Origin of the sequence: Algoriphagus lacus (genome assembly GCF_003583985.1) — a bacterium.
GTDB classification, from domain to species: Bacteria; Bacteroidota; Bacteroidia; order Cytophagales; family Cyclobacteriaceae; genus Algoriphagus; species Algoriphagus lacus.
Genome location: NZ_QXML01000002.1, coordinates 190669 through 211145 on the forward strand (window position 1 = coordinate 190669; position 20477 = coordinate 211145).

The 20477-nt window shown below is 45.9% G+C and carries 17 protein-coding genes; 3 read left to right on the forward strand and 14 right to left on the reverse strand.

All coding sequences use genetic code 11. The features are described from left to right. Window positions 1–3: 3 nt before the first annotated feature. The 5 genes from D0X99_RS05000 to D0X99_RS05020 all read right to left on the reverse strand — a co-directional run bounded on the left by D0X99_RS05000 (window position 4) and on the right by D0X99_RS05020 (window position 4423). Window positions 4–960: a proline iminopeptidase-family hydrolase gene (locus D0X99_RS05000; protein ID WP_119476554.1), complete on the reverse strand. Its 957-nt coding sequence runs from the start codon at window positions 958–960 to the stop codon at window positions 4–6. Window positions 961–1065: 105 nt separating this feature from the next. Then, window positions 1066–2115 carry an aspartyl protease family protein gene (locus tag D0X99_RS05005; protein ID WP_147392188.1) on the reverse strand — a complete coding sequence of 350 codons (1050 nt, stop codon included), beginning with the start codon at window positions 2113–2115 and terminating at the stop codon, window positions 1066–1068. Between the two features lie 153 nt (window positions 2116–2268). Continuing rightward, window positions 2269–2640: a VOC family protein gene (locus D0X99_RS05010; RefSeq protein WP_119476955.1), complete on the reverse strand. Its 372-nt coding sequence runs from the start codon at window positions 2638–2640 to the stop codon at window positions 2269–2271. A gap of 88 nt (window positions 2641–2728) precedes the next feature. Further along, window positions 2729–3892: an MFS transporter gene (locus D0X99_RS05015; RefSeq protein WP_119476556.1), complete on the reverse strand. Its 1164-nt coding sequence runs from the start codon at window positions 3890–3892 to the stop codon at window positions 2729–2731. Window positions 3893–3970: 78 nt separating this feature from the next. Next, on the reverse strand, window positions 3971–4423 hold the full coding sequence (locus tag D0X99_RS05020; protein WP_119476557.1) for a GlcG/HbpS family heme-binding protein: 453 nt from the start codon (window positions 4421–4423) through the stop codon (window positions 3971–3973). Window positions 4424–4552: 129 nt separating this feature from the next. Between D0X99_RS05020 and D0X99_RS05025 the strand changes: the two genes are divergently transcribed. Together D0X99_RS05025 and D0X99_RS05030 are read left to right on the forward strand one after the other, a co-directional pair. Then, window positions 4553–5650: a Gfo/Idh/MocA family protein gene (locus tag D0X99_RS05025; RefSeq protein WP_119476558.1), complete on the forward strand. Its 1098-nt coding sequence runs from the start codon at window positions 4553–4555 to the stop codon at window positions 5648–5650. A gap of 162 nt (window positions 5651–5812) precedes the next feature. After that, window positions 5813–6265 (forward strand): hypothetical protein, encoded by a 453-nt coding sequence (locus D0X99_RS05030; protein WP_119476559.1) that lies wholly within the window; start codon window positions 5813–5815, stop codon window positions 6263–6265. Window positions 6266–6332: 67 nt separating this feature from the next. On the opposite strand, the gene D0X99_RS05035 is transcribed toward D0X99_RS05030, so the two are convergent. From D0X99_RS05035 to D0X99_RS05060, 6 genes are all read right to left on the reverse strand, one after another. Further along, on the reverse strand, window positions 6333–8741 hold the full coding sequence (locus D0X99_RS05035; RefSeq protein ID WP_119476956.1) for a penicillin acylase family protein: 2409 nt from the start codon (window positions 8739–8741) through the stop codon (window positions 6333–6335). Between the two features lie 299 nt (window positions 8742–9040). Further along, window positions 9041–9460 (reverse strand): rhodanese-like domain-containing protein, encoded by a 420-nt coding sequence (locus tag D0X99_RS05040; RefSeq protein WP_119476560.1) that lies wholly within the window; start codon window positions 9458–9460, stop codon window positions 9041–9043. Between the two features lie 139 nt (window positions 9461–9599). After that, on the reverse strand, window positions 9600–11504 hold the full coding sequence (locus D0X99_RS05045) for a DUF4153 domain-containing protein (RefSeq protein WP_119476561.1): 1905 nt from the start codon (window positions 11502–11504) through the stop codon (window positions 9600–9602). A gap of 173 nt (window positions 11505–11677) precedes the next feature. Beyond that, window positions 11678–12919, reverse strand: coding sequence for a glutamate-5-semialdehyde dehydrogenase (locus tag D0X99_RS05050; RefSeq protein WP_119476562.1), 1242 nt, complete (start codon window positions 12917–12919; stop codon window positions 11678–11680). Continuing rightward, a complete protein-coding gene (proB, locus tag D0X99_RS05055) occupies window positions 12912–13994 on the reverse strand; it encodes a glutamate 5-kinase (RefSeq protein WP_119476563.1) in 1083 nt (360 codons plus the stop codon). The genes D0X99_RS05050 and proB overlap by 8 nt, the downstream gene beginning before the upstream one ends. A gap of 223 nt (window positions 13995–14217) precedes the next feature. After that, a complete protein-coding gene (locus D0X99_RS05060) occupies window positions 14218–15090 on the reverse strand; it encodes a geranylgeranylglycerol-phosphate geranylgeranyltransferase (protein WP_199708015.1) in 873 nt (290 codons plus the stop codon). A 143-nt stretch (window positions 15091–15233) separates the two neighbouring features. Between D0X99_RS05060 and D0X99_RS05065 the strand changes: the two genes are divergently transcribed. Continuing rightward, entirely contained in the window at window positions 15234–16604 is a 1371-nt protein-coding gene (locus D0X99_RS05065; RefSeq protein ID WP_119476565.1) for a Gfo/Idh/MocA family protein, read from the forward strand. A 259-nt stretch (window positions 16605–16863) separates the two neighbouring features. On the opposite strand, the gene D0X99_RS05070 is transcribed toward D0X99_RS05065, so the two are convergent. The 3 genes from D0X99_RS05070 to D0X99_RS05080 form a co-directional block, all read right to left on the reverse strand. Further along, the gene (locus tag D0X99_RS05070; protein WP_119476566.1) at window positions 16864–18444 is read right to left on the reverse strand and encodes an amidohydrolase family protein; all 1581 of its coding nucleotides are present in this window, start codon (window positions 18442–18444) and stop codon (window positions 16864–16866) included. 193 nt (window positions 18445–18637) lie between these two features. Beyond that, entirely contained in the window at window positions 18638–19252 is a 615-nt protein-coding gene (locus tag D0X99_RS05075) for a DUF4230 domain-containing protein (RefSeq protein ID WP_119476957.1), read from the reverse strand. 101 nt (window positions 19253–19353) lie between these two features. Next, on the reverse strand, window positions 19354–20304 hold the full coding sequence (locus tag D0X99_RS05080; RefSeq protein ID WP_119476567.1) for a carbon-nitrogen hydrolase family protein: 951 nt from the start codon (window positions 20302–20304) through the stop codon (window positions 19354–19356). Window positions 20305–20477: the final 173 nt, after the last annotated feature.

Genomic DNA, 20477 nt, shown 5'->3' on the forward strand with positions numbered 1-20477 from the left:
GGATTAGTTTTTTACAGTTTCCAAAAACTCACGGATTACGGTCATCATGGCCTCCCGATTGTCATTTAGGGTGCTGTGTGCAGCATCGGGGATAATTTCCACCTTCGAATCCGGGATCAAGCTGGAATAAAACTGGATGGTCTCAGGCCGTGATTCATCAAATTCCCCACAGACCAAAAGGGTTGGGACATTGATTGCTGACAGGTCAACCAGTCTGTCAAAGTCCTTCAGAGTGCCGGTTGAAATAAACTCACTGGGCCCCCACATGTAGCGGTAAATTTCTGAACCTGAGCTGAGTTTGAGGTGGCTTCGATCCACCATAGGTCTTTCCTTTCGGGTTACAAATTTGCTGTAGTAAAGCTCAGTTGCCGCCAGGTAATCGGGATGATCGTATTCCCCGGTGGATTCATAGTGACGGATATTTTGCTGAACGGAGTCAGGCAAGGTGGCGATCAAGGTGTCTGCATCGGCGATCCATCTGTCAGTACTGAATAGCGGACTGCTGAAAATGATTGCCTTCACCTCCTCCGGGTACCGCAGGTAATAGTCAATGCCAAGCATCGTGCCCCAGGAATGGCCATAAAGCACAAAGTCTTCCAAGCCTAGATGTCTTCTTAGCCGCTCAGTCTGATCCACAAAGTTTTCAAGAGTCATAAGAGTGGTATCCGTAAGTGCTTCGGATCTTCCGCATCCCAGTTGATCCCAAAAAATGATTGGCCCCTCATAGCCCATTTCCCGAAGCGGATCAAAACCAAAGCTTGCACTTCCCGGACCACCATGGAGAAGAAGCACCGGAGGATTTGGACCTTCGCCCACCACTTCATACCAGATTTTCCCTCCAGTCACTTCCACAAATCCCTCGTGAGGTTCCAGTGCTTTTTTGTCGGCACAGGAGGAGAGAAAAACCGCCAAAACGGCGAAAAATGAAAGATTCTTAAGGAAAATCGAGGATTGATTCATCGGTAGAGGTTGGATTCATGAAAATGAAATCTTCTATCTATAGGGAAGATAAAGCTTTTCATTTCCATTGCCCAAACCCCTGATGATTAATGATTTTTGGAAGAATCAGTTTAGGTTGATTCTGGGGAAAATCAGTTGGGTTCCGTCCAACTTCGTGAGTTGAATTTCAAACGGTCTTTGTGAAATATACCAATCCAGAAACTGGCATTTATTTTTAAAATCTGCCGCCTTGAAGCCATTGATGCTCAGGATTTCCTCGTCCAGATCAATAAGTGAATCCTGGGCAGTGAGGCCATTGGGTTTTCCCTTGAGCAAAAACTTACCTTCTTCAAAGGAGATAGCTATTCCGTTACTTTTCTCAAATTCAGGCTGGTCCCTGAGATCCATAGCAATCGTTGCTTTGGAATTGTTGATGATAGTTTTTGTGCTGAGGGTTTTAAAAAATTCCACACCTATTTTCGACTTTGTTTTTTCTTCAAAATCCACCGGGATTATTGGCAGATAAAATTGGCCTAAGCGGATGCTGTCCATCAAAATTGTGGTCGAAGGAAAAGAATTCGATCCCAGCGCTCCGGAGGCATAGCGATAAAAGGAATTTGCCTGCCCCATTTTTTCCTTTTCGGCTAAAAAATAAGGGATGGTTTTGTGGTCTATCGAAATATCGATAACTCCGGTGTAGCCAAAGTCAATTAAAACCAACCGATCATAGGCCAGGTTTTCGATTTGCAATCCTGTGAAAGGCCTATCATCCAGGTATCCAATTTTAAAGACCAAATCGGCGTCCTTGGTAGCAAAGGGTTTCTTTGAAACTTTGATGATCTCCTTCTCAAAATCAATTTCCCAATTCAACTGACCAATAATATCTGAACCTAGAAGGTAAGCATCCATGCAATACAGGAGATCCATGTCATTGATCAGACTGATTACATTTTTGAATTCAAAACCTCCGATTTGGATAAGGTCAGTTTTGCCGAGATCTGCGTTTTTGAATTCATTGTTGACATCCAGGATTTTCATGGTTTTTCCTGTAGTACTAATTCTCCCCTGTGACCCACTTAGACTGTTGGCCATGCCTAAACTTGTCCCTGTATCAAAGACAAAGTCAGTTTCTACTCCATTCATCAGCCCTCTAAAAACAATCCATCGATATTCCATGTGAAATGGAAATGAATGGACGTCCGGGTTTTCTTGGCCAGAAACCGGGAAGAGAGTAATAAATGAAAGTAAAGTAATTATGAAAGGGAGGGGGGTGATTTTCATAACTTTCCCAAATATGAGAAAGTTGGCGGAAAAAAAAATTATTCCTTTTTAAACATGTTGATCGATCAGAATTGCGTTGCCATCCGGATCAAAAAGAAGGATACTACCAGGACCATTTCCTGCTGGATCGGTCTCCTGAGCCAAGAGTATTCCTTTCTCTTTTAGGTGATTTTGGATTTCCCGTACATCATCAAACGGGTCGACTGTTTTTGCATCCTGATCCCAACCTGGATTGAAAGTAAGGATGTTTTTTTCAAACATTTCATGAAACAGGCCGATCAGCGTTTGCTCGTTTTTCATGATCAGGTAGTTCATGGCCTCCCCTCCGGCAAAAACCGAAAAGCCTAAACGCTCATAAAATTCTTTGGAAACCTGTAGATTTTTTACTGAAAGGCTGATGGAAAAAGCTCCGAGTTTCATGGTAGTGTAAGTAAGGGATAGAATTAAGTTAAGGATTCCCTCTTGGAATTGGGAATGACGGGGATAAATAAATTTCGGAATAGGATTTTTAAGGTTTGGGCACAAACAGAAAGTAAATCAATACCAAAACAGTCATCGTGGCGGTCGTCAAAAAAGCGATATCAGCTCCAAACTGAAACCAGATCAATCCCGTCAGGGAACTGGCAAAAAGGGAGCAAATGCTTTGAAGTCCTGTAAAAGTACCAATGGCTGTGGCAAGATTTTTCTTTTCCGTGATGTTGGAAATCCAGGCTTTGGAGATTCCTTCAGTCGCAGAACCATATATGCCATAGAGGAAAAAAAGTGCCAAAAAACCATAAAAACCAGAAGTAACAGTCATTCCATAATAGACTGAAGCAAACAACCCAAGTCCAAGAATAAAAACCCACTTCAGGCCCAGTTTATCTGCCAATATTCCAACCGGAAACGCAAACAGCGCATATACCAGATTGTAGAATATATACACCCCGATTACAGCAGAGTCGTCCAGTCCGGATTGCTTGGCCTGAAGGAGGAGGAAAACGTCCGAGCTGTTGAACAGCGTGAAAACCAAGAGCCCAGCCACTAGCTTTTTATATGCTCTCGGACTTTCGCTCCAATAGCCCAGAAATGAAAAAAACGGTGTGGAAACCCGGGAAGGAGACTGAACTTTCCTTTTGTCTTTTAGAAAAAAAGTAGCCCCTACTGCCAAAATTCCTGGGATAAATGCCAGAAGGAAAAGCGTGATATAATCTTCAGGATAAAAATACAGGTAAAGCAAAGCCACTGAAGGTCCCATTACCGCACCCAGGGTATCCATGGATCGATGAAAGCCAAAAACCTTTCCCTTGGTCTGAGGAGTGGCTTCCTCAGAAAGCATCGCGTCCCGAGCTCCGGTTCGAATGCCTTTTCCAAAACGGTCAATTGTTCTGGAAAGAAATATCCATATCGGAAAAGTGAATACCGCCATCATGGGTTTGGAAATGGCACTGAGCGCATAGCCAAATCTGACAAATGGAACCCGCTTTCCCGAAAGGTCAGAAAGCTTTCCGAAATAGCCTTTGCTTAGTCCTGCAGTAGCCTCTGCAAATCCTTCCAATACCCCGATCAGCACGATGGAAAAACCGATGGTTTTCAGATAAATCGGCATGATCGGATACAGCATTTCACTTGCGGTATCTGTAAACAAGCTGACCCATGAAAGAATCCAGACGGTTCTGCTGAGGTAGTTCAACTTTTCAAGATTCTAGTATTGTCCAACCAAAGGAATTCTTTTGCTGAAAGGCATTTCAAATACTCACTATGGCACAGTTCAATACCCTTTCACACCGGCTTCTGCGATAATACCGTCCTGAGCGGAAGTGACACCGGATATCCCGATGGATCCCACGATGATTCCATCTTTGAAGATCGGCAGTCCCCCTTCGACTCCGACGGCACTGGGAAGGGTGGCGATTTTGCTTCCGCCCTCGGTTTTCATAGCATCCTCAAAGACTTTGCTGGAACGCTTAAAGTACACTGCAGATTTTGCTTTGGCTTGGGCAACTTCGATCGAGCCGATCTGCACTCCGTCCATCCGCTTGAGGGAAATTAGGTGGCCTCCATCGTCGAGAATAGCAATGACCACATTCCATCCCTCTGCTTTGGCCTTTGCCTCCGCAGCAGCAGTGATCCGCTCGGCATCAGCTAAAGTCAGGTAAGGTTTGGTTTGAGCATAGGACAGGAATGGCAAAGCCATCAGCACTAAAAAAAGGAGCTTTTTCATAGAAGTTAGGGATTGGTGTCCAATCAAATTAAGGGAAATAATCGAGTTTTTTCCATGGTGCTTGCATCTTCTGATTTTCAAAGAAGGCAGGAATCCAATACCTTAAGGTTATAAAAATCTTTTCTAACTATGACGACAAGACGCGATACGCTCAAAACCCTCGGATTAGCCGGAGGCTTGGGATTACTTTCCCCCATGAGTCTGTTGGCCTGTAATGAACCCTTAAAAAAAGATAAACTCGGTGTAGCATTGGTTGGCTTGGGATATTACAGTACTGACTTGCTGGCTCCTGCATTGCAACAGACGAAGCATTGCTATTTGGCTGGAATTGTCACCGGAACACCTTCCAAGGCAGAAGCTTGGAAGGCCAAATACGGCATTCCGGAAAAGAACATTTACAACTACAGGAATTTTGACTCCATCAAGGATAATCCCGATATCGACGTGGTCTATGTGGTTCTTCCTCCGTCCATGCATCGGGAATATGTAGAGCGTGCAGCCAAGGCAAAAAAGCAGGTGTGGTGCGAAAAGCCCATGGCTGTGACCGTGGAGGAATGCCAGTCGATGATCGATGTATGCAAAGCCAACGGGGTAGGGCTTTCCATTGGATACCGCTGTCAGCATGAACCCAACACGCAGGCATTTCAGAAGATCGTCCGCGAGGGTACTTTGGGTAAAGTTTTGGGGGTGGATTGTGCGGCCGGATATCGGGAAGGTCGAACTGATCACTGGAAACAGAAGCGGGAGATGGGCGGAGGAGTGATTTATGACATGGGAGTGTATTCCATTCAGGGGGCCCGGTTGGGGACTGGAATGGAGCCTAATGCTGTGATTTCCGCCAAAGTCTGGACAGAGCGCCCGGAGGTTTACCGAGATGGACTGGGTGAGATTGTGGAAGCGGAATTGGAGTTTCCGGGAGGAGTGCGAGGCAAAATCAAGACCTCTTTTGCAGAAAATATCAATTTCCTGAATATCCGCTGTGAAAAAGGAACGATCGAGATGTCGCCGTTTCAAGGATATGCAGGAAACAAAGGAAAAAGCCCTCTTGGAGAAATAAATTTCCCCTACAATGTACCCTGGCAGCAAGCCAATCAGATGGATATGGATGCACTTGCCATTAGGAGTGGAAAGCCATTTGCAGTGCCTGGAGAGGAAGGCTTACGGGATATCCGGATTGTCCAGTCAATATTGGAAAGTGCCGAAACCGGCAAAAGGGTTGAGGTTTAAAATTGGGCGAATAAATGGTTTGAAGGGTGTTTAAACGAAAGAGAAATTCCAGGTTTCAGTTTATTAATTCAGAATTTTCAAATCATTTTTCAAGCTGACTTTCATCATGATTTTAAGTATGGAAGTAGTCTATACTTGTGTGAAATAAAACCCTGATTGATCATGAACCTAGAACTTTCCAAAGAGAGCATCCTTCACGCCTGCATCATCAAGCAGCAACTTACCATTGCTGATTTTGAAAAAGAAGTAACCCAGATGAGAGCTGAACTGACTACCCATGATGAAAGCGCCAGTCAGGATCAAAAGCCCAATCGGGAGAAAAATGAGTTGCTAGTGCGCATGGAAGGAGAGTTGATTTTTCTGAAAAATGAGCTGATGACTCTGGAAAATATCGATCCGAACCATGTCTGCCAAAAAGTGGAACTAGGAGCCGTGGTGGTGACCGATCAGCGGGTGTTTTTCATCAGTACATCTATCGAGTCTGTGGAGGTCAATGGGAAATCAGTTTTTGGTCTGTCAGTTCATGCTCCGATTTATGAGGCGATGAAAGGAAAAGTAAAAGGAGACCGGATCGAATTCAATGGTCTCCGGTATCAGGTATTGGAAGTTTATTAATTGGCAAAAGTTGCTCATTACCCGAAAAGCTGCCTTGTGAGGGCAGCTTTTTTAGTGTCAGGCAGAATTAGTTTTTGGGTTGTAATGTGAACTGTTCGAAGGAAGAACCTTTGATTTTTGCCTTTTCAAAATGGGCCCTGAAGTACCCGTCATTTGCCCACAGTTCAATTAGATTTCCATAGAAAGGACTTTCAGGATTGCCCGATTGTCCGGGAGTATTGATTCCCAGTGTACTTTCCCAGTTTTTGGTGTCTACCAAGATTCGAAAGGAAGCTCCAAATGAATTATTGTCTCCATATGCATTGGCTGAAGGAGTGTAGCTATAGCCACCCCTTGGAAGTGGACCATGGTTTAGTTTTTTCTCCCAGGAGGGATTTACCGCTGCGGCTAGAGGATGGCGAATAAGGGCATGCTTGTAGGCTGCTTGTCCATATTGCCAATTGATGACATCTGGGCCGAGTTTTACACGAAGTGCAGCTATGGCATTGGTGAAACTTTCTTTGAGTACCTCATCCCGGGTTTTTTCAGGATCCTTCGGGAAGATTTTTTCAGGATTTTCCATCCATTCCAAAATCCGGGTTAGTGAGATGCTTGCAAGGTAAGGCGATACCGAGGTTGGAATGACCAGATCACTCATTCGATCCCGAAGTTCTCTTTCCCACATCACGTAAATTCCAGCTTGGATGGAATTTTTATCCAGGGTAAAATCCCAGCTAAACAGACTTTTCCTCAGCGAATCAGCCTGAGGATCGTTGAGCCTGAAATTTTCCAGGTAGGGGACCAACTGACGGGCTGGAATAGCTAGGTAGTCATTTTGTAGTTTACCCATTTCTTCCAAGGCGAATTTTCTGTCTTGGTTCAATACTTCAGCGATCCGTTTTCCCCGGAAATCATCCGACCACTCATAGCCTAAAGCCTCCGGGTAGGGGTAGTCTTTCGGAGTCACATTTTCATTTGCAGTGACGATAAATCCAGAGGCAGGATTGAGAGATGATGGTCTTTTTTCGATGGGTAAATAGCCTTCCCACTCTTTGCTTCCATCTCCAGGTGTCACGACCAATCCCGAAAATCCCTTTCTGATTGCAGGAATTCCCGTAGCCTGCCATCCAATGTTTCCTTGCCGATCCGCCCAGATCATATTTTCTGCCGGGATAAAATTCAGGGTAGTCGCAGTGCGAAACTCTTCCCAGGTTTTGGCCTGATTCATACTCAAACTTGCCAAATAAGGTGCCGAGCCAATTTCCAACCATGCACACTCCAAGGCTACTGCTTTGCGAAGCTCCTCATCGATGAAGGTCACAGGTCCATGGATGGAATAGCGGTGAATTACCGGGATCTTGCCTTTCTCCTTCACCTGAATGGTGTCAGGTACTGATTGGAAACTCAGCCATTCTCCCTTGTGCCAGTACTTTTCAGGATCCTGGGGATGAAGATCATAGACGCGGATATCTTCAAAATCCGTCGAAAAAACCGTCAATCCCCAAGCTCCATGGTCATTATGTCCAATCGAAACTCCCGGTATGACGGGTTCCCCGCCACCGATGACATTCCAGCCTGGTGCGTTCAGGTGTACCCAATACCGGAGAGAAGGAACGGAATTCTGGCGATGAGGGTCATTGGCCATGTAAGGAAAACCGCTTTCGGTTTTTTTGCCGGAGACCACCCAATTGTTGCTACCCTTGGCGAAGGCGTCAGCTTCCAGTGTGAAGTCCAATTCACTTTGCCATTCAGTCAGGGTTTTTCCAAACTCGGATTGGGATCTTCTGAATTCAGGTTGGATGTCTTCGGGGTGGAAAACGACCGCTGCCCGAAAAGCCTGATATGGATGTAAAATATCCTTGAAAAGCAACTCCTTTGGAATGCTTGGATCGAGCGTGAGGTCTGGTTGATTGGGATGAAAGCGGAAAAGTTTTTGGGTTTCTTCCGGTCCGATCAAACTGACGATCCGGCTGATTTTTAGTTCTTCAGGCGAATTTCCCAATAACCCCTGATGTCGGGAAATCACTACCTCCCAAGTCCAAAATTCGGGGAGAATGTTCAACATTCTGAATTCAATAGGTAGTTGTTCGGGGGATTTTCGGGCTTCTTCGATGTAGCTGTTGACTCCGGCGACAAAGGCATCCACGATTTGCTCCCCCCTGGGATGGTAGTGGTTGAGTTCGGCTTTTTTTGACCCTCTAAATCGGAAAAGACGAACCCCTTTGTCCCGTTCAAGTTCCCGCTCACCCAGAATTTCAGACAGGGTGCCTGTCGCTTGTCGTCTCCAAAGCTCAAACTGAAACAGTCGATCTTTCGCTGCAAGGTACCCCTGTGAGAAAAACAAATCGTGTTCCGTTTGGGCAAAAATGTGGTTGATCCCACTTGAATCCCGGTACACTTCCACAGGCTGGTTCAGTCCGGAGATTTTTAGGCTTTGAGTACATGCAGACATCGATGCAAACAACAGCAGGAATACAGCCAAGGTGGGGCATTTCATGGTTGGGCGATTTCTCAAAAGATTTTTAAAAAAATTGAAGTCTCCAACCCAAAAAGGATAAGCGGAATAACAGGGTAAAATATGGGGTCGCCTCATAAATTTCGATTGTCAAATTGAGCGTAGTTGAAATGTGGTCATTGTTCTTGGAAATGGCCTTCGACTCCGCTCAGGCTGACATCGAACTACTTTTGAGACAGCCTTAATTGGTAGAACCAATGGTAATGCGAAAAAAGCATCCTCTTTTCTCTGGGACTGTTTTCCAGCCCAATGTTTAGACGAATAAGTACCTAGGTGGAGTGTTAATTTTGGCTGATCGGTAATCCACTCTGGCTCCAAGCCTGAATGCCTCCGCTCAGGTGGTACACTTTGGAAAATCCCTGCTGGATCAACAAGTTGGCGGCTTCCTGGCTTCTAGCCCCCACGGCGCAATACAAGTAGATTTCCTTGTCTTTAGGAAGTTCATTTACCTTGGTTAGGAAGTCTGATCCGTAGTAGTCGATCGCCATCGCCCCCGGGATTTTTCCTTGAGCTACTTCATCTGGAGTCCGCACGTCCAAGACGATTCCGTTGGCGCTCTTTTGCTGAAACTCGGTTGGATTCAAATTGACTACAGCCACGGTAGATGCTTCCTCTGTCGATTCGGTGTTGACTTCTTTTTTGCTCTCGCAGGAAGTAAAAGCCAATACACTTGCTGTGAGGAGAAACAGGATTTTTTTCATCGGATTGTAAGTTGATTTTTATTGGGGCCGAGCCTTTCTAGGATTGGAAATAATCCTACCCAAGTGAGAGTTATTCATAAGGCTTGGTTTTAGCAAAAGTAGGAAAATCAAACAGTAGGAGTCTGTGAGTTTTGGCACGTTATTCCGGTGTTGGATTTTCGCGTATCAAAATGATTCCACTGAGCGCTTCAATCCGTTCAAATTCGGGGTCTCCTGCCTGAAAGGATAGTCGTTTAAAAATGAGTCGAAATGCTCTGCCATCGCTGTTCTGGTCCAGGGAAAGATCTTCCCAAGTCATGGTGCGATTTTCACCGGGTCCGTTTTTTTCGATTAGGCTCGCAACCATTTCCGAGGTCTTAAATTCCACTTTAGTTCCTTTCCATGTGAAAACCAGATTTTCCCGAATCGAAACAGGCTTGGTGATTGAATAGTCTTTGCCATCCAAAACCTCCATTTGCTCTCCGGTCCCATAGTCCGGATGGGTGACAAATGGCACCATCTGATCAAAACCTGACAATGGGATGGCTTCGGATTTTTCCAATTCAAAGCGGAAAAAGGTTGATTTCGAGATTGCAAACTCCCCTTCCAAGTTGGCCTCATATTCGGGCACAAATGTCAGTCCCATAGATTCGACGATGAATTTGCTTCGGTCAAGTTCTAGTTGGTTTGCCGTTTCCAAAACGGTAAAAGACTCTTCGGAAAGCCATGGACGAAGCCCTTCCAGTCCGTGATAGTTTTCGAGGTACTGAATGATCGAATTGACTTGGTTGAGTTGCTTTTGGTCTAGGGAATTGCGGTTTTTGGCACTTTTGGGACGTGGATTTCCAGTTGAAGTCAGCTCCCAAGTGACCTGATTTTTGATTTTTCCATCGACAAGAATGCTGTTTTCAGCCAGGATATTTTCCAGCCGCACGAGCTGATTGCGCTCACTCAGGCTGAACATTCCCCAAGGTCCAAAGGAGGAAAGCATCATCACTATGGCGAGGGACATGGGAATGGTTTTGATGCTTTTGAAGCCGCTGATGAAGTATCCGGAGATGAATGCCAGCCAAACTCCCATCAGAGCAATGATGTATCGGTTGACTGTAAGGCCATACTCCTGAATTCGGATTCCGATAGCAATGAACAGCAGCACGACCAGGGGAACCAGCAGGAAATAAAATGCCCTATAAAATCCCTTGATCCAGCCTCCTTCCTTTTCTTTTTGATAGGGGAAAAGTAGCAAGTTGGTAAATATCCCCAGTACTGAAATCGCAATGATCAAATAGGCAACTATTCCTCTCGGCCAGTCCCACAGAAGGATGATTTTTCCTCCATAGAAATACAGAATTAACAGATAGATTACCAGCAGAGGAATCAGGATAAACTGGGTAAAAATCTTCAATCCCTTGGGGTAGGTTTCCAGAGCGGCTTCTGCCATAAAATCCACAGGGATACCCGCCAGAAAATACCAGGTGTTGAAAATTCCCAGGGTTAGGAGGAAGACATGAGCATAGGTCTCCGGTTCAAAGTCCACATCAAACAAGATGGAAATTGCCCCAAGGGCCATCGTGATCCCGGAACTGATGACATTGGAAAAAAAGACTGCCACGACGAGACGGATGAAAAGCGCCTTGTTGTAATTCCAAAATCCTGTCAGCTGCCCCCTGTCCAGGTATGGAATAAAAGCAACGGTCAGGTGCAATGCAAGATTGTAAACGAGGTATCGGATGTAGGGTGCGCGGGTATTGCCGGGGAGATTTTCGGAAGGAAAACTCAGGTAAATCAAAACCAATACTCCAACGGTCCCAATCCAGGTCAGTCCCCGTTGGGTCATAGTCAGCTCTCGTTTTTCAGCAAAAATGTCGATCAGAAAAAACAAAGGAATCCCAAGTGCCAGGGTCAGCAAGAGGTGGAGGAGTCCTAAGTTTTGCTCGACCGAATCCAATTCCACCAGATATATGGCCAATCCGGTGCCTAAGAACGCACATAGCAAACTCATCGGAAACCGAAATGCTGCCGTGATTGCTTCTTCCTTGAGATGTTGGAGTGAGGGGAATTTCATGGCCGTGTAGATTGAACTGGAAATTAAGATTTTCCATTTAGGATTTTTCAATCTGAAGAATTAAGTGACCTGAGCCTAAGGCTAGATAGAGGGGACCAGCTTCCAGGTTTAATAAAGCTAAGAAACTGGGTTATTCCCTTTGACCTGCCTTGGCTCTTTAAGAAAAACGATTTCTATTTTCTGACCTGTCCATCGCCTCGGATGACCCATTTGTAACTCGTCAGTTCTTTGAGGGCCATCGGGCCGCGGGCATGGAGTTTTTGGGTGCTGATGCCGATTTCGGCTCCGAGTCCAAACTGGTTTCCGTCGGTAAAAGCCGTGGAAGCATTGGCGTAGACCGCTGCGGCGTCCACTTCGAGGAGAAATCGTTCGATGTTTTCCGGAGTTTCGGAAATGATCGCTTCTGAATGTTTGGAAGAATGGGTGGCAATGTGGTCCAGCGCTTCCTCCAGATTTTTCACTGTTTTGATGGCCATTTTCAGGCTGAGAAATTCCGTTCCAAAGTGGCTCTCGTCCGCCTTTTGGATGAGTTCGTGTCGCTGTAGATGGGCAAAGGAGCGATCATCTGCGTAGATTTTCACACCATCGAGCATCAAGGGAAACACAAGTTCACTCAGTTCGTCCAAAAGATCCTCATGAATAATCAGGCAATCCAGGGAATTACAGACGCTAGGGCGTCGTGTCTTGGCGTTGTGGATGATCTTTTTGGCTTTCTCCAGGTCTGCCGATTTGTCCACAAACACATGGACTATGCCAGCTCCCGTCTCGATCACAGGGACTTTTGCATTTTGCCGCACAAAGTTAATCAGGCCTTGGGATCCTCTCGGGATGATCACATCCACATAGCCCACCGCCTCGAGCAGTGCTTTGGTCGCTGCACGCTCTGGAGGCAGCAACTGAAACGCATCACTTGGAAGTCCGTGCTTGGCGAGGACTTGGTGGATCAGTTTCATGATGGCCCTGTTGGAAAAATCCGCATCCGAACCGCCCTTCAAAACCAATCCGTTACCGGATTTCAAGGCTAAAGCAAACACGTCAAAGGTGACATTCGGACGGGCCTCGTAAATGATTCCGATCACGCCCAGCGGTACACTGATTTTTCGAATTGAAAGCCCGTTGTCCAAGGTCTTTTCCTCCAGCATTTGCTGAAGCGGACTGGGCAAACTCATGACCTGTCTGATTTCTCCGGCGATACTTTTAATTCGGGCTTCTGTGAGCAAAAGCCGATCATACATCGGATTAGAGGTTTCCATCCGATCCAGGTCCTTTTGATTTTCGGCCAAAATAAATGCGAATTCACGCTCTGCCAGACTTGCCAATTCGCCCAAGACGATATTGACCACCGCATCACTGATCCCAGTTAGTTTTCGGCTGTTGCGTTGGACTTGCTCAAAAATTGATGAATACTCACTCATGGTCGAAAAGGTAGAGGTAATCGTAGTGGATCAGGGCTTTTTGGTTCTTTTGTCCCATTCGCTCCATTGCAAGTTTGGAAGTATACTCTGCCCGCCCAAGTCCGATTTTGTTGCCACTTTCGTCGCGGATCAGCAGGATGTCACCTTTGGAAAATTCCCCTTCAATTTTGGTAATTCCTACCGGAAGTAGGCTTCGGATGACCGATGTGGTCAGGGAAGCTTTTGCACCTTCATTGATCACCAGTTCGCCTTTGTAATATTGGGCACCATGAGCCAGCCATTTTTTGGCCGCATGTTTTACTTTTTGAGGTTCAAACCAGGTGCAGCGCAGTTTTTTTTGTGCAAACTCATCCAGAATTCCATCCCGCTTACCGTTGGCTATGATCACCTGAATCCCCAAATCGGCAGACTTTTTCGCCATGGCATATTTGGTCAGCATACCTCCCCGTCCAAAGGACGATTTGGTTGCGGAGATGTAATTGGACACTTCGGGCATGCCGGAACTGACTTTATCAATCAGTTCAGACCCGGGCTCAGAGGGATTTCCGGTGAAAATCCCGTCCACATTCGTCAGCAGAATCAAGGTATCGGCATTGATCATAGCCGCTGTGAGGCTGGCCAGTTCGTCATTGTCCGTAAACATCAGCTCGGTGATGGTGACCGTATCGTTCTCGTTGATGATGGGCAAAATTCCCTGCTGCAGCAATGCCTCGATGCAGTTCTTCATGTTGAGAAAATGCTTGCGGTCCCGAAAGTCCTCCTTGGTCACCAGGATCTGGGCAACGGGCTGATTCAGGGTTTCGAAAAACTGTTGGTATTGGTTGATCAGACGGATCTGTCCTGTAGCGGCCCAAATCTGTTTTTTGAAAACCGGATTGAGTTTTTCCGGAAGGGTAATGGATTGCCTGCCGAATGCCACCGCACCCGAGCTGACCAGCACGATCTTTTTTCCTGCCGAAATCAATCCATGGATTTGATTGACGAGATGCTGCATCCGTACCAAGTCCGGCAGCCCATTGGACTGGGTCAAGACGTTGGAGCCGATCTTGATTACCACTACCTTGCTTTCCAGCATTTGTTAGATATTTTGCATGAAAGTTAGGTATTTGATGGAAATATTTCGAAGAATGGTTTCAAAAATTGAAAAATTGGAAATCGTTATCCTGGCGTAAGCCAAGAATGAAAGTTTGGTCAGCAAAAGACGAAGCGCTCACAAATTGCACAGATAACCACAGGTTTTGAATTGTGAATTGAAATCTGAGCATACAAATTTCAAATCCCAATCCCTAAATCTCAAATCAAAGGAATGCCATACTTAATGTCCCGACGAGCATCAGGATTTTTGAGATGGTACTCAACTCACTAAAATGATCTTTGCGATCGGCCTGATAGACTTTCCACATAAACCACATAAAAACAGCTCCCAAAATCCCGAAATAGATAAACAGGACCGGATTGGCAATTTTAAAAGTCACAATCAGTATCGAGCAAACAAACCCAATTGCGATCAAAAAAATCACCTGTTTGGTTTTCCGGAAGCCAATCACAATGGGAAGGGTTCGGCAACCGTGCCTTCGGTCTCCAGGGCGATCTTCAATGTCCTTGATGATTTCTCGGATCAGATTGAGGAAAAAGGCGAAAATCGCATAGGTCAGGACCAGAAGTTCTGACTTTTGGTAAAAATAACCGATCAGATATACGGAAAATCCGGTCAAAAAAGCGACTGTGAGATTTCCGATAAAGGGTTCCCTTTTGAGACGGTTGCTATACAGCCAAAGCAGAAACGCCGCAGAAAAATTCACCAGGGCAATTCGTGGAGAAACCAAATAGCCAAGTCCAATTGCTGTGAAATTGATCAGGGAATGGAGGAAAAGAACTACCCGTCTTTTGATTCCTTTGCCCACCACTACTTCATTGGGGCGGTTGACGTAGTCGATTTTGACGTCGTAATAATCGTTGATCATGTAGCCTGCTGCTGTGATCAGTACTGTTGAAAAAACGATCAGGTACAGGCGAAAATCCTGAAAGACTGGAAGACCCTGGGCTGTCGTTTCCACCAAAAAATAAGCGGTCATCAATTGGGCAAATGCCACCATAAGTAGGTTGACAGGCCTACTGATCCGGAAAAGGCCCCGGATAGAGATGCTGCGTTCCATACTTAGTGTGTTCATCCCTTAAAAATAGGGTAATCGGGCCGGATTAAGGGTCTATTTACCATTTATAAGACAGAAAAATCGATTCCGTAATTTTCAAAGGACCTTCTATAAGTTTTGTATAACTTCCTTTTCCCAAAATAGAATCAACCCAACTAACCATGAATAAAGAACAAAAACAGTCAAGGAGAGAATTTATCGCCCTCACAGGCGGGGCTTTGGCAGGCTCACTTTTTCTCCATCCCGTAGCCCAGGCGCTTTCAATTTTTGACAAGCCGGGACAAAAAATGAAACTTGCCCTTGTCGGAACCGGTGTGAGAGGTCTGGCTATGTGGGGCAGAGATGTGATTCGAGCTTACAAGGATCAGGTGGAGTTTGTGGGACTTTCGGACAAAAACGAAGGCCGGATGAAGGTGGGAAAAGAATACATGGGGGTAGATTGTCCACTTTTCCTGAAGGCAGACCAAATGCTCAAGGAAACCAAGCCGGATGTACTCATCGTCACCACGATGGACAGCACACATCATGAATTTATCATCATGGGGCTGATGGCAGGCATGAATGTGATTTCCGAAAAACCTATGACCACTGATGAGGTGAAGATGCAGGCTATACTCGATGCAGAGCGAAAATCTGGAAAAAAACTCATCGTGACGTTCAACTACCGCTATTCCCCTCACCGCCAAAAACTCTATGAACTCCTGCGCGCTGGAGAGATCGGGACGATCACCTCGGTGGATTTCCACTGGTATTTGGATACTTCACATGGGGCAGATTATTTCCGCAGATGGCATGGCAGAAGAGAGTTTGGGGGAACGCTTCTCGTGCACAAGTCCACACACCATTTTGATTTGCTCAACTGGTGGTTGGACTCAGACCCGGAGGAAGTATATGCCTATGGAGCACTGGAGTTTTATGGAAAAAACGGTCCCTTCCGATCCACGACCTGCCGAGGTTGTCCTCATGCATCGAAATGTGATTTTCACTGGGACATCACCAAAAACGAGCATCTAACCAAACTCTATGTCGAAAATGAGAAGTACGACGGATATCATCGGGATGGCTGTGTGTTCCGCGAAGAGATCGACATCTACGATAAGATGGCCGTCCAGATCAAATACAAAAACAATGTCCAAGTCAGCTATTCACTTACCACTTATTCTCCTTACGAAGGCTATCGAATCGCTTTCAACGGCACCAAGGGCAGATTGGAAACCTGGATCAAGGAAAGTCAGCCATGGGATGAAAAGAACGAGGACGAACTCGTTTTGGTAAAAAACTTCGGGGAGCGACATATTATCACCGTGCCTCAGGGTGGAGGAGGTCACGGGGGAGGAGATACCCGACTGAAAGACAAACTCTTCCTCGATACCAATGCTCCAGATCCATGGAGACAATCCGCTGGTAGCCGTGATGGGGCCATGTCCTGTCTGATCGGAATCGCAGCCCGCAATTCAATCGAGCAGGGCAAGCCGATTAAAATTCAGGACCTCACGGATATTCCGTTGGCGGTTTCGGGCAGAGGAGCTTAGTGAAGTACGATGTAGGAGGCTAGAAATACGAAGAATGGAAATACGAAATCCCGCGGGGTCGACACCTCGCGGGATTATTAATATTGACCTCAAGGAATGGGAGTTTTTCCGACATTTCCTTTGGAATCTTTTCTTCGCAATTGTCGCGACCGGGTTTAAAAAACCACTGAAAAAGGAACCTAGATTTCCATTTCAAAAAGGACTAAAAGTCATTAGAAAAAGAAAAGGTCAGGACGTCCATCCTGACCCTCCCCAAAATTTACTGCTGTTGTTTCTGGGCCTTGACCATGTTTTTGACATCCTGACGGAGTTTCTCGGCATCGTAGATGATCCCGTCTTTGATGGTATATTTGATTCCGCCCACCCGTTCCAATTGATTGGTTTCATCATTAAGCTTCAAAAATCCTGTCCCATACAGAACCTTGAGGTTTTCGATGGGATTTTCATCAACAATCACCAAGTCTGCCAAAAGTCCTGGACGGATAACCCCATATTCTATTGGTTTACCCTTTGGATCAAAGATAGCTTCCGCCGCATGCAAGGTTGCCCCTCTGATTACTTCGAGGGGATGAAATCCGGCTTCCTGGAGCAATTCCATTTCCTCGATGTAACCAAATCCCCACAAATTATAAATGAATGAGGCATCGTCACTAACGGTAACCCGGCCACCTGCATTTTTGTAATCGTTGAGAAAGGACATCCATACTTTATAAAAATTTCTCCAAGCGGTTTCATCCCAAGTGGTCCAATTGTAGAAGTAGGAACCGTGGTTTTCCCTGTTTGGCGTATAGAAGTCCCAAAGCGATGGCAAGGTGTACTCTTGGTGCCATTCGGCATTTCTTTCCCGCATCAGATCCCTACCGGCTAGGTAGGCAGTCATGGTTGGGTCGAGGATCAGATCATGTTTCAAAAATTCATCGATCAGGTCTTGCCATGGCTTGCTGCCTCTGGGGTGAATTTTATCCCATTGATAAGCTACTTGACTGAATCGGTGCTGCTCGTCATTGTAGTTAAATTCGGCAGGCCAATGCTGAATGTCTTCGTTTTTGTAAAGAGATTCGAAAAGTCCGTAGTAGTGAGTCAGGACATCCAATCCCATTCTGGCAGCGTCCAAGGCATTCGTTTCGGCGACCATAGGTTGGGCAATGTGGGCCACAGTTCCCATCTTATTGGCATGCGCGGCATCGATGGCTGCTTGAAGGACATCCGGCGGATGGTTGAAAAATTTGATTCCATCCACTCCTTGTGTAGCTGCCCACTGAACCCATTCCCTTGCTTTTTCAGGTGTATGAACAGGACCTCCTTTCCAGTTTTCACCCGAACCCATGGTATGAAAAGCAATGATGCGGGGAGCAACGATCTGATTGGCAGCGCTTCGTTTTTTCTCACTTTGGGTCCAGGCAACGTTTTCTGCAGGCACTCCACGGATCGTGGTGATTCCGTGAGCCAGCCACAATTTGTAAGGATATTCTGCATTTGGGGATTTTTTGGCTTCACCCACGTGAGCGTGGAGGTTGATTAATCCGGGCATTACATAGGCCCCGTGGGCATCGATTTCTTTGGTGGCGCCCTGCGGTCTGTCCGAATCTTTGATGGGTACCTTAGGCACTCCCACTTGTCGGATTTCCACGATTTTATTGCCTTCAATCACGATATCAGCTGGGCCAGCAGGCGGTGCCCCTGTACCGTCGATTACAATGGCCCCGCGGATAATAAGCCTTTCAAATGGTCCCTCCCCTTCATCCGCCCTGCGGTCTGGGGCTGGATTAAGTTTGATTTGGGAAAATGCGGGGGGCAAGGCCAAAAGACAGGCCAGGCAAAATGTAATGCTGTACTTCATGGGGTTGGTGGCTTAGGTTACTATAAAAAAGCAAAAAATTCCCATTAGATCAAATTACTGATATCCAGAATGATTTGATTGAAAAATGAGCGAAAAGAGTTTCCTTTTGATATTCAGATTGCCGCTCCTAATTAATTTGTAGAACCGAGTTTTCTTTGGGAAAATTATTGACTAGCCTCCTGTATTTTGCTTTTTATCTTCTGATCAACTCCAAACTTTCCTCATTCTCAATCACCTTTTCCTCATACATCAGCGTCCAACCTAGAGTATTGGTGAGTACATAGAAATTGGTCAGTTCAGCCATCAGCCTGTCCCGTGAATTTTCCATCAAATCCGATTTTTCGATTTGGCTTCGCATCTGGGAGGAAACGGAGTTTTTGATCTTGTTGTAGTCAGCGGCATCAAAGGCATTGAAGTAGTCCTGTGTGACGTCGTAGTATTCGATCTCTGGATAAATGTTTAGGATAGGCTCGGGGATTTTTTTCAGAATTAGTGTTTTGTTTTCCTCGTCTATTTCGGTTTCCAATTGCCGCAGGTCATACTCCACTGTTGCTTTGGCATTGACTACAACAAGAGCTTTTTTGTCTGAGCTCCAAAGGTTTAAAAACAAGTTTTGCGAGTTTTTGAAGGTGAATACTTTGGAATAGTAGCCTTCGGTCACGATCAGTTTACCGACCTGATTGACTTGTTTTTGAATCAATTCGGAGGAAGCACGGAGTTCTTCCCGTTGGGATTTGCCTTGAAAAAAATACCAAACCCCAGCAAACAAGGCCAAAGCGACAATGAAACCAAAACCAAATTTATTCATAGCAAACCGGAAAAACAGAATTTCGAAATTGTGGAAAATCCACTGTCCATGCAATTTATTGAGCTTTTGCAGGCCAAATAAAAGAGCAATCCAAACTGATTTTATTCAAACCTTACCGAGCTGAGCCTTTCCCTGTTTACGGAAAGTTGTAATACATCTGGGCGGGAATAGTGTCCTACAGGATCGAAGTTTTGGCGCTCCTCCAATACTCTGTTGAAATCCAGTGTCTCGATCAGCAATCCTTCCTGAAGAGCCACAGGTTCCAGAACCCATTTTCCATCCGGTCCTGCAATGCAGCTGCCACCATCCGCCAATACTTCTGGACAGGTTTTTAAGATCACATCCAAATGAGGAGTGTTAGCCGGGAAATCCGATCGCCGCATCAAGCTAGACACGGAAATCACAAAAGACCTTCCTTCCTGTGCGATCATTCGCGTGATGTTTTCGGTATTCCGAACAGCACCTGGCCACACGGCAATGTGGAGATTTTCTCCCAAACCATAAAGGGCTGTTCGGGCGAGGGGCATCCAGTTTTCCCAGCAGTTGAGTCCACCGAGGGTAAAGTATTTCAGCGGGTGGGTTTGGAGCCCGTTTCCGTCGCCGGGTGACCAAGTCAGGCGTTCGTCGTAGGTCGGTTGTAGCTTTCGATGAACGGATCGGATTTCTCCCCTAGGATCGATATAGACCAAAGAGCAGTAGAGGCTATGTCCTCCCCGATCCTGAGGTCGCTCGATGATTCCGAGGTACACAGCGATCTGGTGTTTTTGAGCCAGTCCTTGTATTTCCTTCAAGTCCCCTTTTTCGATTTGTACCGAATTTCTCGCGTAGTGGGCGTGGATTTCTTTTTGGACCCGGTCATCCCAAGCAGATGAGTGAGTTATGGACAGCCACCAAGGATAGCCGGGTAATACTCCTTCCCCGAAGACGATGAGTTCACAGCCCTGTTTAGCAGCTTCCTGAATAGAGGATTTTATTCTCTCCAGTGTTTCGGATTTGTTACACCACACAGGTGAAATCTGAGCTAGGGCAACTTGGAGCAGGGAATCAGTCATGGTTTCGGAAAGTTTGAGGCAATCTCGAAAAAAGTTCCTGTTTCTGAATTACCCCAGCCATCCAATATTAATCGAAGTGGTAAAATCCTCTCAAGGGCTGGACCAGGGTGGCATTTTGGTACTTTCTGGATTTTTCCACTTGGTCTTTGGGGATAAGTTCTATTTTAGATCAG

Bases quoted from the DNA above. Each gene is read 5' to 3' on its own strand.
- D0X99_RS05000 (WP_119476554.1), bottom strand. From the start codon at position 960: ATGAATCAATCCTCGATTTTCCTTAAGAATCTTTCATTTTTCGCCGTT.
- D0X99_RS05005 (WP_147392188.1), bottom strand. From the start codon at position 2,115: ATGGAATATCGATGGATTGTTTTTAGAGGGCTGATGAATGGAGTAGAA.
- D0X99_RS05010 (WP_119476955.1), bottom strand. From the start codon at position 2,640: ATGAAACTCGGAGCTTTTTCCATCAGCCTTTCAGTAAAAAATCTACAG.
- D0X99_RS05020 (WP_119476557.1), bottom strand. From the start codon at position 4,423: ATGAAAAAGCTCCTTTTTTTAGTGCTGATGGCTTTGCCATTCCTGTCC.
- D0X99_RS05025 (WP_119476558.1), top strand. From the start codon at position 4,553: ATGACGACAAGACGCGATACGCTCAAAACCCTCGGATTAGCCGGAGGC.
- D0X99_RS05030 (WP_119476559.1), top strand. From the start codon at position 5,813: ATGAACCTAGAACTTTCCAAAGAGAGCATCCTTCACGCCTGCATCATC.
- D0X99_RS05035 (WP_119476956.1), bottom strand. From the start codon at position 8,741: ATGAAATGCCCCACCTTGGCTGTATTCCTGCTGTTGTTTGCATCGATG.
- D0X99_RS05040 (WP_119476560.1), bottom strand. From the start codon at position 9,460: ATGAAAAAAATCCTGTTTCTCCTCACAGCAAGTGTATTGGCTTTTACT.
- D0X99_RS05045 (WP_119476561.1), bottom strand. From the start codon at position 11,504: ATGAAATTCCCCTCACTCCAACATCTCAAGGAAGAAGCAATCACGGCA.
- D0X99_RS05050 (WP_119476562.1), bottom strand. From the start codon at position 12,919: ATGAGTGAGTATTCATCAATTTTTGAGCAAGTCCAACGCAACAGCCGA.
- proB (WP_119476563.1), bottom strand. From the start codon at position 13,994: ATGCTGGAAAGCAAGGTAGTGGTAATCAAGATCGGCTCCAACGTCTTG.
- D0X99_RS05060 (WP_199708015.1), bottom strand. From the start codon at position 15,090: ATGAACACACTAAGTATGGAACGCAGCATCTCTATCCGGGGCCTTTTC.
- D0X99_RS05065 (WP_119476565.1), top strand. From the start codon at position 15,234: ATGAATAAAGAACAAAAACAGTCAAGGAGAGAATTTATCGCCCTCACA.
- D0X99_RS05070 (WP_119476566.1), bottom strand. From the start codon at position 18,444: ATGAAGTACAGCATTACATTTTGCCTGGCCTGTCTTTTGGCCTTGCCC.
- D0X99_RS05075 (WP_119476957.1), bottom strand. From the start codon at position 19,252: ATGAATAAATTTGGTTTTGGTTTCATTGTCGCTTTGGCCTTGTTTGCT.
- D0X99_RS05080 (WP_119476567.1), bottom strand. From the start codon at position 20,304: ATGACTGATTCCCTGCTCCAAGTTGCCCTAGCTCAGATTTCACCTGTG.